The organism is Butyrivibrio sp. WCD2001, assembly GCF_000424485.1.
In the GTDB taxonomy this organism is placed as follows: Bacteria; Bacillota; Clostridia; order Lachnospirales; family Lachnospiraceae; genus Butyrivibrio.
In genome coordinates, this window is record NZ_KE384200.1 from 256,059 (window position 1) to 269,691 (window position 13,633).

The 13,633-nt window shown below is 41.5% G+C and carries 15 protein-coding genes; 13 read left to right on the forward strand and 2 right to left on the reverse strand.

The annotated features are described in order from the left end of the window. On the forward strand, nucleotides 1-297 hold the full coding sequence (locus G630_RS0119010; protein ID WP_022760917.1) for a hypothetical protein: 297 nt from the start codon (nucleotides 1-3) through the stop codon (nucleotides 295-297). A gap of 165 nt (nucleotides 298-462) precedes the next feature. Here G630_RS0119010 and G630_RS0119015 read toward each other — a convergent pair whose 3' ends face one another. Both G630_RS0119015 and G630_RS0119020 read right to left on the reverse strand, forming a co-directional pair. Further along, the gene (locus tag G630_RS0119015; protein WP_026499481.1) at nucleotides 463-1,722 is read right to left on the reverse strand and encodes a type II toxin-antitoxin system HipA family toxin; all 1,260 of its coding nucleotides are present in this window, start codon (nucleotides 1,720-1,722) and stop codon (nucleotides 463-465) included. Further along, the gene (locus G630_RS0119020; RefSeq protein ID WP_022760919.1) at nucleotides 1,715-2,029 is read right to left on the reverse strand and encodes a helix-turn-helix domain-containing protein; all 315 of its coding nucleotides are present in this window, start codon (nucleotides 2,027-2,029) and stop codon (nucleotides 1,715-1,717) included. The genes G630_RS0119015 and G630_RS0119020 overlap by 8 nt, the downstream gene beginning before the upstream one ends. Nucleotides 2,030-2,137: 108 nt before the next feature. On the opposite strand from G630_RS0119020, the gene G630_RS25925 reads away from it, so the two are divergent. From G630_RS25925 to G630_RS0119080, 12 genes are all read left to right on the forward strand, one after another. Continuing rightward, a complete protein-coding gene (locus G630_RS25925; RefSeq protein ID WP_334291012.1) occupies nucleotides 2,138-2,305 on the forward strand; it encodes a DUF6718 family protein in 168 nt (55 codons plus the stop codon). A 647-nt stretch (nucleotides 2,306-2,952) separates the two neighbouring features. Then, nucleotides 2,953-4,050: a GNAT family N-acetyltransferase gene (locus G630_RS25560; protein ID WP_242829968.1), complete on the forward strand. Its 1,098-nt coding sequence runs from the start codon at nucleotides 2,953-2,955 to the stop codon at nucleotides 4,048-4,050. Nucleotides 4,051-4,172: 122 nt separating this feature from the next. Continuing rightward, on the forward strand, nucleotides 4,173-4,727 hold the full coding sequence (locus tag G630_RS22960; protein ID WP_049946314.1) for a hypothetical protein: 555 nt from the start codon (nucleotides 4,173-4,175) through the stop codon (nucleotides 4,725-4,727). Nucleotides 4,728-5,065: 338 nt separating this feature from the next. Then, nucleotides 5,066-6,124, forward strand: a complete 1,059-nt coding sequence (locus G630_RS0119040; RefSeq protein WP_155832036.1) for a hypothetical protein — start codon at nucleotides 5,066-5,068, stop codon at nucleotides 6,122-6,124. A 201-nt stretch (nucleotides 6,125-6,325) separates the two neighbouring features. Then, nucleotides 6,326-6,481: a hypothetical protein gene (locus G630_RS24935; protein WP_155832037.1), complete on the forward strand. Its 156-nt coding sequence runs from the start codon at nucleotides 6,326-6,328 to the stop codon at nucleotides 6,479-6,481. A 120-nt stretch (nucleotides 6,482-6,601) separates the two neighbouring features. Beyond that, nucleotides 6,602-8,488 carry an RNA polymerase sigma factor gene (locus G630_RS0119050; RefSeq protein ID WP_026499483.1) on the forward strand — a complete coding sequence of 629 codons (1,887 nt, stop codon included), beginning with the start codon at nucleotides 6,602-6,604 and terminating at the stop codon, nucleotides 8,486-8,488. Nucleotides 8,489-8,545: 57 nt separating this feature from the next. After that, nucleotides 8,546-9,232, forward strand: a complete 687-nt coding sequence (locus G630_RS24010) for a zinc ribbon domain-containing protein (RefSeq protein ID WP_049946315.1) — start codon at nucleotides 8,546-8,548, stop codon at nucleotides 9,230-9,232. Between the two features lie 20 nt (nucleotides 9,233-9,252). Beyond that, nucleotides 9,253-9,780: a zinc ribbon domain-containing protein gene (locus G630_RS0119060; protein WP_026499484.1), complete on the forward strand. Its 528-nt coding sequence runs from the start codon at nucleotides 9,253-9,255 to the stop codon at nucleotides 9,778-9,780. Nucleotides 9,781-9,782: 2 nt separating this feature from the next. Then, nucleotides 9,783-11,237, forward strand: coding sequence for a zinc ribbon domain-containing protein (locus G630_RS0119065; protein ID WP_026499485.1), 1,455 nt, complete (start codon nucleotides 9,783-9,785; stop codon nucleotides 11,235-11,237). Between the two features lie 33 nt (nucleotides 11,238-11,270). Beyond that, nucleotides 11,271-12,074 (forward strand): YARHG domain-containing protein, encoded by an 804-nt coding sequence (locus tag G630_RS24015; protein ID WP_026499486.1) that lies wholly within the window; start codon nucleotides 11,271-11,273, stop codon nucleotides 12,072-12,074. Between the two features lie 48 nt (nucleotides 12,075-12,122). Continuing rightward, complete coding sequence (locus G630_RS0119075; RefSeq protein ID WP_049946316.1) at nucleotides 12,123-12,986, forward strand: YitT family protein; 864 nt, start codon at nucleotides 12,123-12,125, stop codon at nucleotides 12,984-12,986. Between the two features lie 12 nt (nucleotides 12,987-12,998). Further along, nucleotides 12,999-13,625: a flavin reductase family protein gene (locus G630_RS0119080; protein WP_022762748.1), complete on the forward strand. Its 627-nt coding sequence runs from the start codon at nucleotides 12,999-13,001 to the stop codon at nucleotides 13,623-13,625. The last annotated feature ends 8 nt before the right edge of the window (nucleotides 13,626-13,633 follow it).

The window sequence follows — 13,633 nt, forward strand, 5'->3', positions numbered from 1 at the left end:
ATGTCATCAGAAAAGGAAAGATGGGAAATACTAGATAAATTGGATATGGGATATAGTTTGGATGAGGATAATTCAGGACAGGTGATAGAAGATATTATTGTTGATGATAAGACTTTCCTTGAAGCATCAAATGGTCTTTATAGTAGATCGGAATATATGCAGGCGAAAACAGATGTTGAATTGTCATATGCACTTATGCAGGATCCACCTGAAGGGTTGGTAGAAAAACTGCTTAAGGCAAAAAGGAATGTTGAGGATTATATTAATTCCAAGCGAATTTTTATTCCAGCTAAGTAATGAAGGCGAATTAAAAGTGGTCTTTAAAGTGGTCTTTTTTATAAAAGAGAGCACCGAAAAACTCCTTTCCATGCGGGTTTTCGTAACTGGCTATTATCCGATTCCCGTTGCCAGCTCGAATAGAAAACCTCAAGGATTTTATGGCTTTGAGGTTTTTTGCTGCTTCTACAGACCTAAATAGTATTCTTTTGCCAGCTCAAATGCAGAAGCCATATATTTTTGTTCACTCTTTTTTATGCCGTTTTTTGAGGCGGTGTGTTCCCAAGAAATTGTGATTGTTCCGGCAATATTATTAACACACTTTTTGGCTTCATCTTTGCTTAAGTGATAAAACTCACAAGTATCGAGAGCTTTATCAAATGATCTGTAACCATTATCCATATCAATATTCATAGATAAGAATTCCTCACCTGCTACAGGGTTAATGTCAAAAACAGGAGATAGTTCCCATCTTGTGCCGTTCAAAATAAAACCATGATTTCTTAGGTGGTCGTCGTGATTAGAAATAGCTATATTAAAAACCATGCGGTTAAACAGTTCATGAAGATCTTTGTCAACTTCTGACGCAATATTACAGATAACTTCAGTGAGATCCAAATAACCTAATCCATCTGTTTCACCGTCTCTTGCTCCAAGCATTGTCATAGCAGAAGTGTAGTGGATGCGAAATTCTTTGCTATTTTCATACTTTCTGTCAAATCTTTTTGTTAAAAAAGTACTGCCAAGTTCACTAATATTCATGAGTTTTGTTTCGGGTACATTAAGACCACACATTAGAGCGAGGTCATTCGCAGTCTTTTCCCACGCACCAATATCATAATCGTCATTCTTGGATGGAAACTTTGCTATCCACAATGAACCATCAATGTCAGCCACATTTGCTTTAGGACGGGCACCACCAAGGGAAGAACCGGGGTTTACTAGTTGTTTTAACCATTTTTCGTCGGTATCTTTTTCATAGCCAAGAGAAATCTGTTCAAGTTCTCTTATCGCAGTTATAGGAGGAATAGAGTAGTTTTCGTCATTATCCAGAAAATCACCGTAAGGATCTGTCTTGTATCTAAAACCTCCGCTACGAAAACAATCCTGGACAGCTAAAAGATAGTCAGTCTCAAAAAACTTCTTGGGACGGCGTTTCTCTTTGGCTGCATATTTTGCTTCCCGTCTTTCGATGAGCTTACGTCCCCACCTATCAGGGCAGGAATCCTCAAATGCTCCAAAAAGTTTCTTGTCCTCAGAATACGTCCTATAAGGTGTCTGAGGTATAGTGGGATCAAGCATAAGGTTTGAATGAGATCCTAACCAGTTATTATCGTATTCAAAAGAAACCACCTCGCCTCCGCTAACGATTCCTCGGTGGATTATTCCTATAAGTTCATTATTAAGCCATCCGGCATAAACAAATATATCTTTATTGTCACTCATGTTTCCTTACCCTCCGGGGTACTTTTATATCAAGATCCTGAATGGTCCGTCCTAAGACATCGTCTTTGGCAATTAGAAGGATGTCATCAGAGAGCCCCAGAACATTAAGAACAGCCAGGTACATTCCCATTGATACAGAAGGAGAGCCCTTTTCTATCTGTACAACAGTAGATCTGCCAACACGTGCTCTCTCAGCAACATCTTCCGCGGTAAGATGCCTTCTTAATCTGGCGAGTTTTATCTGTTCACCGACAGTCTGTAGTTTCTTTTGTGTTTTAGGTAATAATAAAGCAGTTCTTCTACCCATAAAATGCTCCTAATGTTTTTATTTAAATATATTATATGCTTAAATGTGTTTAAATACAAACATTATAAAGATAGATAACTTTAATTAACGATAACTTTAATTTGGTAAATAGCGGCATTTGTTGCTTTAAAAAAGGTATTGATCTCAAAAGTGGGATCGGAAAGAATACAGCTTGTTACTATAAGCAGGCCTTCTGCGCATGTAGAATACGAGCCGTATAGCTTTGTAAAAACAGATTGCTTGAAAATAGTGGGCGTAACTCTTCCGTTTAACTAACATTACCTTATTATGTTCATTTTTTAGTATCCTATTGAACTGTCCTTATGTAGTGAAGAGTAGTACTTTTGTCTGCATACCCTGGAACAAGTCTCAAATAAGTCGGACTATTACAGAACACTACTGCTAGTGTACTGGGAATGTTTTTATGGGGGATTAAGAAATATTTATGTTATATTTTGCGTTTGGAAGTCATATGCAACAAATATTGAAGGATAGGTCAGGGTTGTTGTGCTTGAAAAAAATGAATGCAACAAATAAGGAATAAACAGTTGAATTTATTGTGCTCACAGAAAAAACAAACAACAAATATAGAAGAGGTGTTTAGGTTTATTGTACGTTCAGAAAAAGCACGCAATAAATATAGAAGAATCCATTAGATTTGTTGTTCCCAAAGTAAAATGCAATCGCAAAGAATAAAATAAAAGAGTTCAGCCAGATTATAAAAAGAGTAAAAAATAATGCAGATAATCATTCTTAAATAAGGTATAATACATAAAGTTATAAACTTTCCAAGGAGGACAAAGACATGGTGATGTTTTTAAAGCTTAGAAGTATCTGATAAGCATGGAACCTTATCAGAATAGTTTCATGCTTGTTTATCGTGACCGAAAAAACAAACTATTTGAAATAAGGAGATAACTATTATGATACTTCAGGACAACATAATTAAAGAATATTTACGTAACGTTTATTTTATTACAGGAACACCTTGCGGAGGAAAGACGACAATATCGAGGGCACTGGGTGAAAAGTACGGAATTCCGGTGTATGACATTGATGAGCATTTTCCTTTTCATCAGGCAATATCGGACAGCGAGCATCAGCCGAATATGAATAAGCAGTTCAGGGATGCTGATGAATTCTTCGGGCGAAGCGTGGAGGATTATAAAGCGTGGCTTCTGGGAAATCTGAAGGAACAGCTGGATTTCATAATCCTTGATCTGATTAAGCTTTCTCAGAACGGAAGAGTTATTTGCGATTGTCACCTTACAATGGAGCAGATAAAACAGTTATCCGATCCTTCCAGGGCGGCGTTTATGATAACCGATCCGACGGATTTGGTTGAGACTTACTGTGACAGGCCTGATCATCAGGACTTTAGCGACTTCATTCACAGTGCAACTGATTATGAGAAGGCAAAGAAGACCTGTACGCAGACACTGTACGAGCTCAATATGGAGAAATATCAGGAGATTAAACGCAGTAATTTCTTCTGGCTTGAGCGAGACTACAACAGAAGTGTTGCAGATACGGTAGCTTTGGTGGAAAAGCACTTTGGATGGCATAAGCTTCAAGACTTTGAAATTGTTAAGGTTGAGAAAGGTACGCAGCTTGCGGATGAACTGCTTTCATTTGTCAAAGACAGCTCCTGGGATGAGGTAAAGGATCACATATCAGAGATGATAACAAACTGGAATTTTTCGGACTGGGAAGCAATGTTTGTTGCCAGAGAAGGCGGAAGGATTATAGGAATGATCTCGGTTTTAAAGGAGGATTATTATCCGCTTCCGGAGTACTATCCATGGGTATCCTGTGTGTATGTGTCTGAGGAATACCGCGGACAGAGAGTCAGTGAGAAGCTGATTTCTCATGCAAATGTGTATTTGATGGAGCAGGGCTTTAAGAAAAGTTATATTCCATCAGAATTCACAGGCTTATATGAACGGTACGGATATCATTACATAAAAGAAATAACCAATTATGGCGGAACAACAGATCATTTGTATGCAAAGGAATTATGATCAGTTTGTTAAAAAAGATTTTCTATAAAAAACGTGGGGCATGCTATAGCATGCCCTGATTTTATGTTATCATCAACTGGTGAACATCACATATTATATGAAAAAAGTTAGGGGACTATATCATGGGGAAAATATCAAAATTGTTAGTGACGGGATTTCTGTCCGTCATCTTGTTATCCGGCTGCGCGCAGCCTTCATTTGTGTCAAAAATGACTTCAGACAAATCTTATCTTGAATATGAATTTAGACGCGGTACCAAGGAAGAGGAGGAAGCAGGTAAATTCCTTGGCAGTGAGACTTGCAGTATTTATGACGAAATTGATGAGAATCTGTTTGCGTTAGCTTATGGCCAGCTGAGGACACTTTTTGGTGAGCCTGACTATGAAACGGAAGACCTGGAAAATATGTATGATTATAACGTTGTCGCAACTGATAAGGAGGGCAATGAATACTATATGTATGCTTACAGCGGCCCTACAGGACCTGCAATAGGCACACGTGAGGATGATGAAAAAACTGAAAAAGCCGCAAGGGCTCTCGCTGAGAAAATCAAATCCGTGGAGCCTACTGATTACGACTACGTAGGTTACTACTTTGACTTTGGACTCACTGTCAAAATGGGTGTGAAAAATGGCAAGCCGTACTGCACCGAAAGCGGCGGCGATGGTGAGTTTTGAGAAACTGAAATGTTAAGAAAAACCATCTCCCTGCAGCGGAGTCTGAGAGGTCTTTTTTGTAGGATGAAAGCATGTTTTCAAAAAATAAAAAAATTTCAAAAAAAGTGAAACCTTTTGTGGCTACCAATCCTCTTTATATTGTAACGATGAAAAGACAACGATTTTAAAATATGAAAAGGAGGAATAAGGCATTTTTTTGTGATAGGCAACTGATGGAAGTAGTGATAAAATGTTTAAGTGCGTGTTCAGCTGCAAACGCGATGGATGATACGCAGGAGGGGACATATTTGTCGCTACTAAATAATGTATGAAGAGAGGAATCAATAATGAAGAAAACGATGAAAAAACTTTTAACACTGGTACTCACTTTATGTTGTTGTGCTTCAGTACTCTGTGGACACAGCATTACCGGTAAGGCAGACGAAGGAAAATTTGCCGACAAAACAAATGTAAAACCGATTGCACTTAACTCTCCGGTTTCAGGGGATATTCAGACAAAAAATGGTAATTGCTGGTATACATTTACCTCAAACGCGAGCAAAGATTTTTGGTATGTAATGGAGATGAAGAGTACCGGCCTTAATTCTTGTTGCCGTTTGTATGATGCAGACGGAGCAAATATTGAAACTGTATATGCAGGAAAAAATGAGACGAGATCCAAGTATGTAAAGCTCGAGCCTTCATCTGTATATTATGTACAGGCGCATGGTGTTTATGATGATAGTTACGGAAGTTTTGTGCTTACTATGAAAGCAGAGAATGATGAGGGGGATACTCTTGCTACTGCAACTCCGATACCAAACGAATACGCAGGAACAATTAAAACGGAAAATGATGTGGACTGGCTTAGCTTTAACTCAGATGCTAATACCGCTGTTACGGTAACAGTTAAGAATATTGATGGAAGCGGTGTGACTGCTCAGGTGTTTAAGGCAGATGAGACAAGTGTGAGCGACTCTTATTATGCAGGTAAGGCGCAGTCAAATGAGAGAACTGTTTTAGTAAACGCCGGAACAACATATTATATAAAGGTGACAGGCTACTACGATGATGTGAGATATAAAATCTCTATTTCCGGAAGAGTAGATGAACCCAGCAAGGCTAAAAAGGCTAAGAGCATAAAGCTTAAGAAGAATGTAAATGGTATTCTTGATACTGACGACGATCATGACTGGTTTAAGGTAAAAGCCAACAAGAAGGGCAACTATAAATTCATTATTAAGAACACAGACTCCAGCAGTTTATTTTTGTCTGTATACAAGGGAAATAAGAAAATTGACAGTATCTACGCAGGAAAAGCAGATTCAAAGGTGCTTAAGTTAAAACTGAAAAAAGGCACATATAGAATAGAAGTGAACGGTAATGCCGGAAAATACGCTGTAAAGGTAAAAAGATAATCCGCCATTTGCTTATGAACTAAGAAAAATAGGTTATTGAATTACAAAAGGAATGCACAAGTATTAAAAAACTTGTCGCATTCCTTTTTTGTGCTCCAAAATCAACCGCCAAAACTTTTTTAATATTTTTCCCAAAAAAGTGAAACCTTTTTGATACTGCCTCCCTCTAGGTATTAAAGGGCAGGAAAAACGGAGGCGGTTATGCTTGGAGAAATTGATGAAAGCTGGATGAAGCTTATAAAGATGGGAAGAATACATCGGGGGAACAGACTGCTTGCACAAATCTTGAATGAAGATAAGAAAAAAACAAAACCTGACAGTGAAAACGTAAAAACAAGAAAAATAATCGTTAATTAGTAATATGCAACTACTGATATGGATGGTAAAATTGAGAAGTGCGATTTGGTTAAATCTTGGCTGAATTTGCATGTAAGGGTGGCTTAAAATATGCCACATAGTTTGTTTGAGGGAATAAAAATGAAGAGAGGGAATGAAATGGCAGAAATGATGACAGAAAGTCAGGAAGCGCTGGTCCGGGCGGTGAAAGGTTTTGCGGCCGGCAGGGATGAAGTTTCATTTGAGAAGCTTTATAAACTGACGTACAAGAAGCTTTTTGCGTACATCCAGATGATGTCCAAGGACAAGGAAAAGACAGAGGATGTTCTGCAAAACGGCTATCTCATTTGTTACAGGAAAATTGATCAGCTTAGTGATCCCACTAAGTTCATGTCATGGATGAAGAATATCTGCTATCACGAGCTGGCGCACAGCTATGATGACAGGGTTACACTCCTTGCAAATACGCAGAGCGCGGATGAGGATGTGGATGTTTTCGATACCATCCGGGACGATAAGATGGAGATGCCTGAGAAAGCAGCAGAGGACGCTAACCTCAAGAAGCTCCTTCTGAAAAATATAAATATGCTTCCTGAGAAGCAGAGAATGGCGCTTATCGCTTTTTACTTCGAGGACAGATCCATAAAAGAGATTGCGGAGTCCATGGGTGCTCCTGAGAATACAGTCAAGACCTACCTTAACAGGGCCAGGAAAAGCATGAACGATTCCATGAAATCCTATGCGGATGCAAACGGACTCAAGCTCGTTCCTTTTGCAGTTGTTCCGTTTATGGCTATGCTCTTTGGCGAGCATGCAAGTGCTTGCGAACTGCTCGCAGGCACAGGCAGCGTTTTATGGAATAAGCTTAGACCGATGTTGTGGAAATGCGCAGCAAATGGCGCAGGAGCAGCAGGTGCTATGTCCGTAGGTCTTGGAATAAAAATAGCTACCTGCGGACTTATCGCCGCTTTAGTTGGCGGAAGCGTAGGAGCATTTGCTACCTATAAATATGTCGATAATAAGCGCAAGGCAGAACAGTCTGAACAATCCGATTTTTCGAAGAATCCAATGGATGATGCGAAAAAGATTATTCAGCTGGAAGAGGATCCGGTGCAAGTTGATGATACCGAGAATCCTTCTGACAGCGCAGATGGGGCAGAGGCTGAAAATAAAAAGACAGAAGAGAATGAAAAGCCGGAAGAAAATCAGATTCCCGATCCTCATGAAATATGGGGAGATACTGAGATAACAGAGTACTTTGACAGCAATCTCGGCGTTCATTTCTACCTTCCCTCCGAGCTTAGTGTATCCCTTGAAAATCCCGAGTACTGGGCAGATGCCGGAGTGTTGGTTTATGTCACCGGTATGGGAATGAATAATGAGTATTTATTTGCCACAACCTATGCAACAAGAGAAGCGGCTGCCGGCGGTGATGCGGCAGTGGCGGATTACAGGCTCGTTTCTGACGCCGGTGGCAGGATATATGAACTGGGATTTATTTCCGAATATGAAGATCCCGAACCTACAAGTGCTGCACTTTCATTCAGGGAGTCATACGCTGACAAAATTGCTGAGTCTGCGTACATTGATCCTAATGTAGAACCACGCTATATCAGTTTTTCGGTTGCAGATACAACCTGTGAAAAGAGCGACGGAAGTTATTGGTATGAGCACCATGCGCCGGACTGGCTTGAGGGTAGCCCTTCAGGTGTTAAAGAGTTAACCGTAGGCACAGATCTGCTCGCCGGAAGCTATTCTATCTATGGTACATTCGGCGCCGGATCAATAACTGTTACCGGTGCTGATGGCAGCGAAAAATACAGCTTCCATGACGATTTCAGCAATTGGGAGTCATGCGAAACCCTTGGGCACTGGCCGACAATAGTTGTAGAAGACGGCGATAAGATAAAACTTGATGCCGATGATGCTGACTGTTATGCGATCACTTTCTCGGATCACAAAGGTGCAGGGGCTACTGCGCAAGGGGGCGGCCTTCCTTCCCGAAATAGCCGTGTATTAACTATATGAACTGGAAACTCTAAGTGATACAATAAAAATTATTACATAAGAAAAGGGGACAAAATAATGGACGAAAAAATCGAGTTAAAACTCACAAAGAGCAACATTTTAAGATTTCTGAATGCATGTTTTATTTTGCTGTTTTTCATGCCAACCATGTTGGTATCCTGCAGCGGTGAAACAGTTAAAATCAGTGCAAGCAAGATCACCTTCGGTTTTGAGGTTTTGGGGCAAAAAATCGATGGACATATAGCGGGAATCCTTATGCTGATTCTTCCCATTGCATGTCTGGTACTGCTGTGCCTTGCTCAGACAAGAGCAAATAAGAAGACAATCATAGTAATCAAGGTTTTAAATTTTATCAATTTTATTGCATGGGTAAGCTATTTCAATGGAGTAGATAAAGAGGCAAAGGAAAATTACTGCGAGTCAGAGATGACAGGATGGATGATTCTTCTGATGCTGTTCATGGTGATACACTGTGTGATCACATTCATGTGTCTGTTCCAGTCAAACGCTTCACTTCAGCAGCAGATTGAGCTTGCAGCAACAGGCGGAAATCCTGCGCAGATGCAGTATAACGGCTTTGGATCAAAATCAAAATGTCCGACCTGTGGTGCGGATGTTAAGGGCGGTGACATGTTCTGTTTGAAGTGCGGAACCAAGCTTAAAAAGACATGCCCGACTTGCGGGGCTGAGATGGATGGCGATTCAAGATTCTGTTCAAAGTGTGGAACGGAAGTTACGGAATAATTTTGGGAGGATATTTAAAAATGGCATTTTTTGAAGAGTTAGGATCAAAGATTTCCAAGGGGAGTCAGGACGCGGTTCAGAAGACAAAGGATATGGCGAGTGTTGTTAACCTCACAAACGAGAACAACAGCCTCGATAAGAAAAATGTGACAATTAAGAATCAGATGGGCATCAGCCTTTATGATGCAATTTTTGAAAAGATGAGTTTCGAAGACACTGCTAATACGGAAAGTCCCGTGCAGCTTCCTGCAGAGCTGTGGTCAAACCTTTGCCAAATGGCAACTGAGATAAAAAAGAATGAGCAGACAAAGCTCGATAACAATGAAAAAATCAGAGACCTCAAGGGGGAGAGACTCTGCCCTAAGTGCGGTAAGCTTCTTCCTCGGGAAGCTGCCTTTTGTACTGCCTGCGGCGAAAAACTTCCTATGCCTGAACCCGCGCAGGCGTCTGTACCTGCAGGAAAGGTATGTCCGAACTGCGGCAAACAACTTAGCGATGATGCGGTTTTCTGTACTTCATGCGGAACACGTATAGAGGGAGAAGAGTAATTATGTTTTGCGCAAAGTGTGGAAATCAAATTGAGGACGGTGCTGCTTTTTGCCCCAAGTGCGGTGCGAAAATTTCAGGCAGCGACTATGCGAATGCGGCTTCCGGGCAGCCATGGAACCAGGCTCAGCCCGCGCAGCCTGACTTTATGGACAAAATAGAAAAAGAGTCAGCGAAGCAGAGAAACACCATAATAGGTATCGGAGTAGTAGCGGTACTGGCTGTTATCGCAGTGGTTTTCTTCTTTTCGGTAAGAAAACATACTATAAATCTGAATAAGTATGTAGAGATCACCTACTCAGGATACAACACTTGTGGAACCGCTTCCTATACTATAGATAAGGATAAGTTCAACAAGGATTTCGGCAGCAAGATCAAGTTTACGAAGAGCGGCAAAAAGTCTCTTATGAAGGACCTTGAAGGAGTACTTTCCGATAGCGAGCTTGATCAGGCAAAAAAGTATGCCGGAAATCTGGATAAGCTTCTCGAGCAGTTCGGATATACTCCGGCGCAGATGGTTTCTGAAAGCCTTTACGGATCTGTTGATAATAACAGAGGCCTCTCCAACGGAGACAAGGTCACCTTTACATGGAACATCTCTGATAGCGACAAAGAGCAGATGGAAAAATACCTGAATATCAAGCTTAAGTACAGCGATATTGATGGAAAGGTTAAGGGACTTGAGGATGCCACAACCTTTGATCCATTTGAAGGCATTACCGTGTCCTTCACAGGTATAGCACCCGATGGCCGCGCTGAATATACTCTCAATTCTTCAGGTGGTGAGTATAGCGCACTCTCATATAATTTTGACAAGAGAGACGGGCTTAGTAACGGCGACGAGGTAACTCTTTCCGTAAGCTCATCCTATGGCAGTGATAACATGGACTACTTTGTGGAGAACTATGGGAAAATTCCGAGCCCTACAGAGAAGACCTACACTGTAGAAGGTCTGAGTTCCTATATAACAGCGATGAGTGAGCTTGATCAGGATACACTTGCCAAGATGAATGCGCAGGCACAGGATGCACTCAAGGCCTACGCTGCCCAGAGCTGGAACAACGAGGTAGTTAAGCTTCTTAGTGCGGATTATATCGGAGCATATTTCCTTGCGGAAAAGCCCGGTACAGAGATGTATGACAAGAACTATGTCAACCTTGTGTATAAGGTTAATGCCAGTGTTTCAATACCCGAAGAGGGATACTATAATGAAATCAGCTTTTACTATTTCACCAGATTTAAGAATGTGATGAAGCTTGATGACGGAACACTCTCTTTTGATCTGAATAATTATGATACACCTTCCGACAGCTTTTCATTCGATACAGGCATAAACGACGGATGGTGGGGAACCTACAGCTACTCATTCCGAGGTTATGATAATACAGATACCATGTTCAACAAGCTCGTAACACAGTATGTTGAAAACTATTCATATGAGAGCACTGTAGCTGAATAATTTGATTTTATTTTATATGTAGAGGGAAAAAGTATGTTTTGTAAATATTGCGGAGCACAGATTGATGATTCGGCAGCATTTTGTCCCAAGTGTGGGAAAAAACTGGCAGAGGCATCTAATGACTTTTATATGGGAGATGGTCTGCTGAAGAAAAAGTCAAACCTGCCCTTGTTTGCTGCAGTTGTGACGCTTTGCCTGGTTCTTGGAATAGGAGCAGGTGTGCTGGCGGTTCTTCATTTTACAAAGAGTAAGGATGCTGCGCAGACTGAGGAGATAGCGGCAGAAGTAAACGGAGAGGAAGCGGATGACGGTCTTTTGTCAGCGCTTCCTTTGGGAGGAAATGATTCCGGAGAAGCCGGTGACGAGGCGGTTCAGGCAGACGGCCAGGAACAGACAGCTCAGGCTGAAGGCGAGGCTGCAGGATCAGGAAATGTCGACGATTTCCTTAAAGGTTCCGGTTCAGGTGATGCGACGGCTCAGCCTGCAGATACCGGTTTGCAGACAGATATAAACGCAGCTGCGGACTCCGGAATGGACGGCGCTGACCAGATGCCGAATAATGATTATATTCTTCCGGAAAGCAGCACAAGGCTTTATACCGAGAGCGAGCTTATGGGCTTTACAGCCGAGGAACTTCGAATTGCCAGAAACGAAATTTATGCAAGATATGGAAGACGCTTCCAGGATCCCGAGCTCCAGAGTTATTTTGATAGCAAAGCCTGGTATGTGGGACGTTTCGATCCCGATGAGTTCGATAAGTTCGGAAATGATATGCTCTCTGACATAGAGAAGAAAAATACTGATATAATAAAGAAGGTTGAAGATTTTAAATCTTAAGGATATTGCTTCATTGTAAAAACGAGTGGACTTTGATTTGAGGTGCGTATGACACGAGCTAACAGGTTATACAATGCAACGCTTTCAGAGAAAATAATAAGCTATATTCTGATCGCGATAGGTGCGACCATTGCGGCTTTTTCCATCGAGGATTTCCTTGCACCAAACAGGATCTTCGATGGCGGAATAGTCGGCGTATCCATGATCACAGCAAATTTCACGGGCTTTAAGCTGAGTATTCTGACCTGGGTGTTAAACGTTCCGTTTTTGATATTCGGCTGGAAGAAAAAGGGGTACCATTTTGTAATAAGGTCCATCTATGCGATGACGGTATTTGCGATAGCTGTGGCCTTCTTTGAGACGACACCTGCGGTTACAGAGGACTATCTTCTTGCGGTGACGTTCGGTGGACTTATCCTCGGTGTGGGAGTCGGTATCATACTTCGGCATGGCGGCTGCCTGGACGGCACGGAGATTGTGGCTTCGATACTAAGTCCCAAGATTCATATGTCTATCGGAAAACAGGTTCTATGCTTTAATATAGTTTTGTACCTGATCGTAGGTTTCATTTACGGATGGAACAGAGGGCTTTACTCGATCCTCACTTACGTGCTTGTATCAGTCGTTATGACGAGGGTTGAGGAAGGCTTCGATGCACAGAGAGCATGCCTTATTTTCACACATGATGATGTCGATGCGATAAAAAATCGTATATATCAGGAGCTTGGAAGAACCTGTACCGAGTGGAATACCGAAGGCTATATCGGCGGTGAGAACAAGGCCCTGTATGTTGTTGTCAGTCAGTATGAGCTTAGGCAGATCCGCGATATTCTCTCGGATTTTAACTGCTTTGCAACGATCAGTAATATAGATGAGATCATAGGTAAAAACGTCAAATTGACGCTTAGATAGAATGGAGTTTGTATGGCAAAAGTAGTATGGCAGCCGGGAAATATGCTCTATCCCATTCCTGCAGTGATGGTGAGCTGCGGGAGAGAAGGAGAAGTCCCGAATATCATAACTGCCGCGTGGGTTGGGAATGTATGCAGCTCTCCGGCCATGCTTTCAATTTCTGTTAGAAAAGAGAGATACTCTTACGATATAATCAAGGAGACCGGTGAATTTGTGGTTAATCTGACAAACAAGGAACTCCTTAAAGCCACCGACTGGTGTGGTGTCAGATCGGGAAGAGACTACGATAAATTTAAGGAGATGAAACTTACTCCGCAAAAATCCAATAAGATAAGTGCGCCCGGTATTGCCGAGAGCCCTGTAAACATCGAGTGTAAGGTTAAGCAGATTCTTGAGCTCGGAAGCCATGACATGTTTGTTGCAGAGGTTATGTGTGTCGACGTGGACGATAAGTACATGGACGACAAGGGACGCTTTGACCTTGGTAAAGCTGACCTGATAACCTATTCTCATGGCGAGTATTTTGATCTTGGGAAAAAGCTTGGAAAGTTTGGCTACAGCGTAGCTAAAAAGCCTTATAATAAGAAAACTTCCGGCAAGAAGCCTTCCCAAAAGAAATCGAAGAAGAAAAAACAGTAGGGGGACTG

Excerpts from the sequence above, each read along its gene's own strand:
- G630_RS0119010 (WP_022760917.1), top strand. The coding sequence starts at position 1 with ATGTCATCAGAAAAGGAAAGATGGGAAATACTAGATAAATTGGATATG.
- G630_RS0119015 (WP_026499481.1), bottom strand. The coding sequence starts at position 1,722 with ATGAGTGACAATAAAGATATATTTGTTTATGCCGGATGGCTTAATAAT.
- G630_RS0119020 (WP_022760919.1), bottom strand. The coding sequence starts at position 2,029 with ATGGGTAGAAGAACTGCTTTATTATTACCTAAAACACAAAAGAAACTA.
- G630_RS25560 (WP_242829968.1), top strand. The coding sequence starts at position 2,953 with ATGATACTTCAGGACAACATAATTAAAGAATATTTACGTAACGTTTAT.
- G630_RS22960 (WP_049946314.1), top strand. The coding sequence starts at position 4,173 with ATGGGGAAAATATCAAAATTGTTAGTGACGGGATTTCTGTCCGTCATC.
- G630_RS0119040 (WP_155832036.1), top strand. The coding sequence starts at position 5,066 with ATGAAAAAACTTTTAACACTGGTACTCACTTTATGTTGTTGTGCTTCA.
- G630_RS24935 (WP_155832037.1), top strand. The coding sequence starts at position 6,326 with ATGCTTGGAGAAATTGATGAAAGCTGGATGAAGCTTATAAAGATGGGA.
- G630_RS0119050 (WP_026499483.1), top strand. The coding sequence starts at position 6,602 with ATGAAGAGAGGGAATGAAATGGCAGAAATGATGACAGAAAGTCAGGAA.
- G630_RS24010 (WP_049946315.1), top strand. The coding sequence starts at position 8,546 with ATGGACGAAAAAATCGAGTTAAAACTCACAAAGAGCAACATTTTAAGA.
- G630_RS0119060 (WP_026499484.1), top strand. The coding sequence starts at position 9,253 with ATGGCATTTTTTGAAGAGTTAGGATCAAAGATTTCCAAGGGGAGTCAG.
- G630_RS0119065 (WP_026499485.1), top strand. The coding sequence starts at position 9,783 with ATGTTTTGCGCAAAGTGTGGAAATCAAATTGAGGACGGTGCTGCTTTT.
- G630_RS24015 (WP_026499486.1), top strand. The coding sequence starts at position 11,271 with ATGTTTTGTAAATATTGCGGAGCACAGATTGATGATTCGGCAGCATTT.
- G630_RS0119075 (WP_049946316.1), top strand. The coding sequence starts at position 12,123 with ATGACACGAGCTAACAGGTTATACAATGCAACGCTTTCAGAGAAAATA.
- G630_RS0119080 (WP_022762748.1), top strand. The coding sequence starts at position 12,999 with ATGGCAAAAGTAGTATGGCAGCCGGGAAATATGCTCTATCCCATTCCT.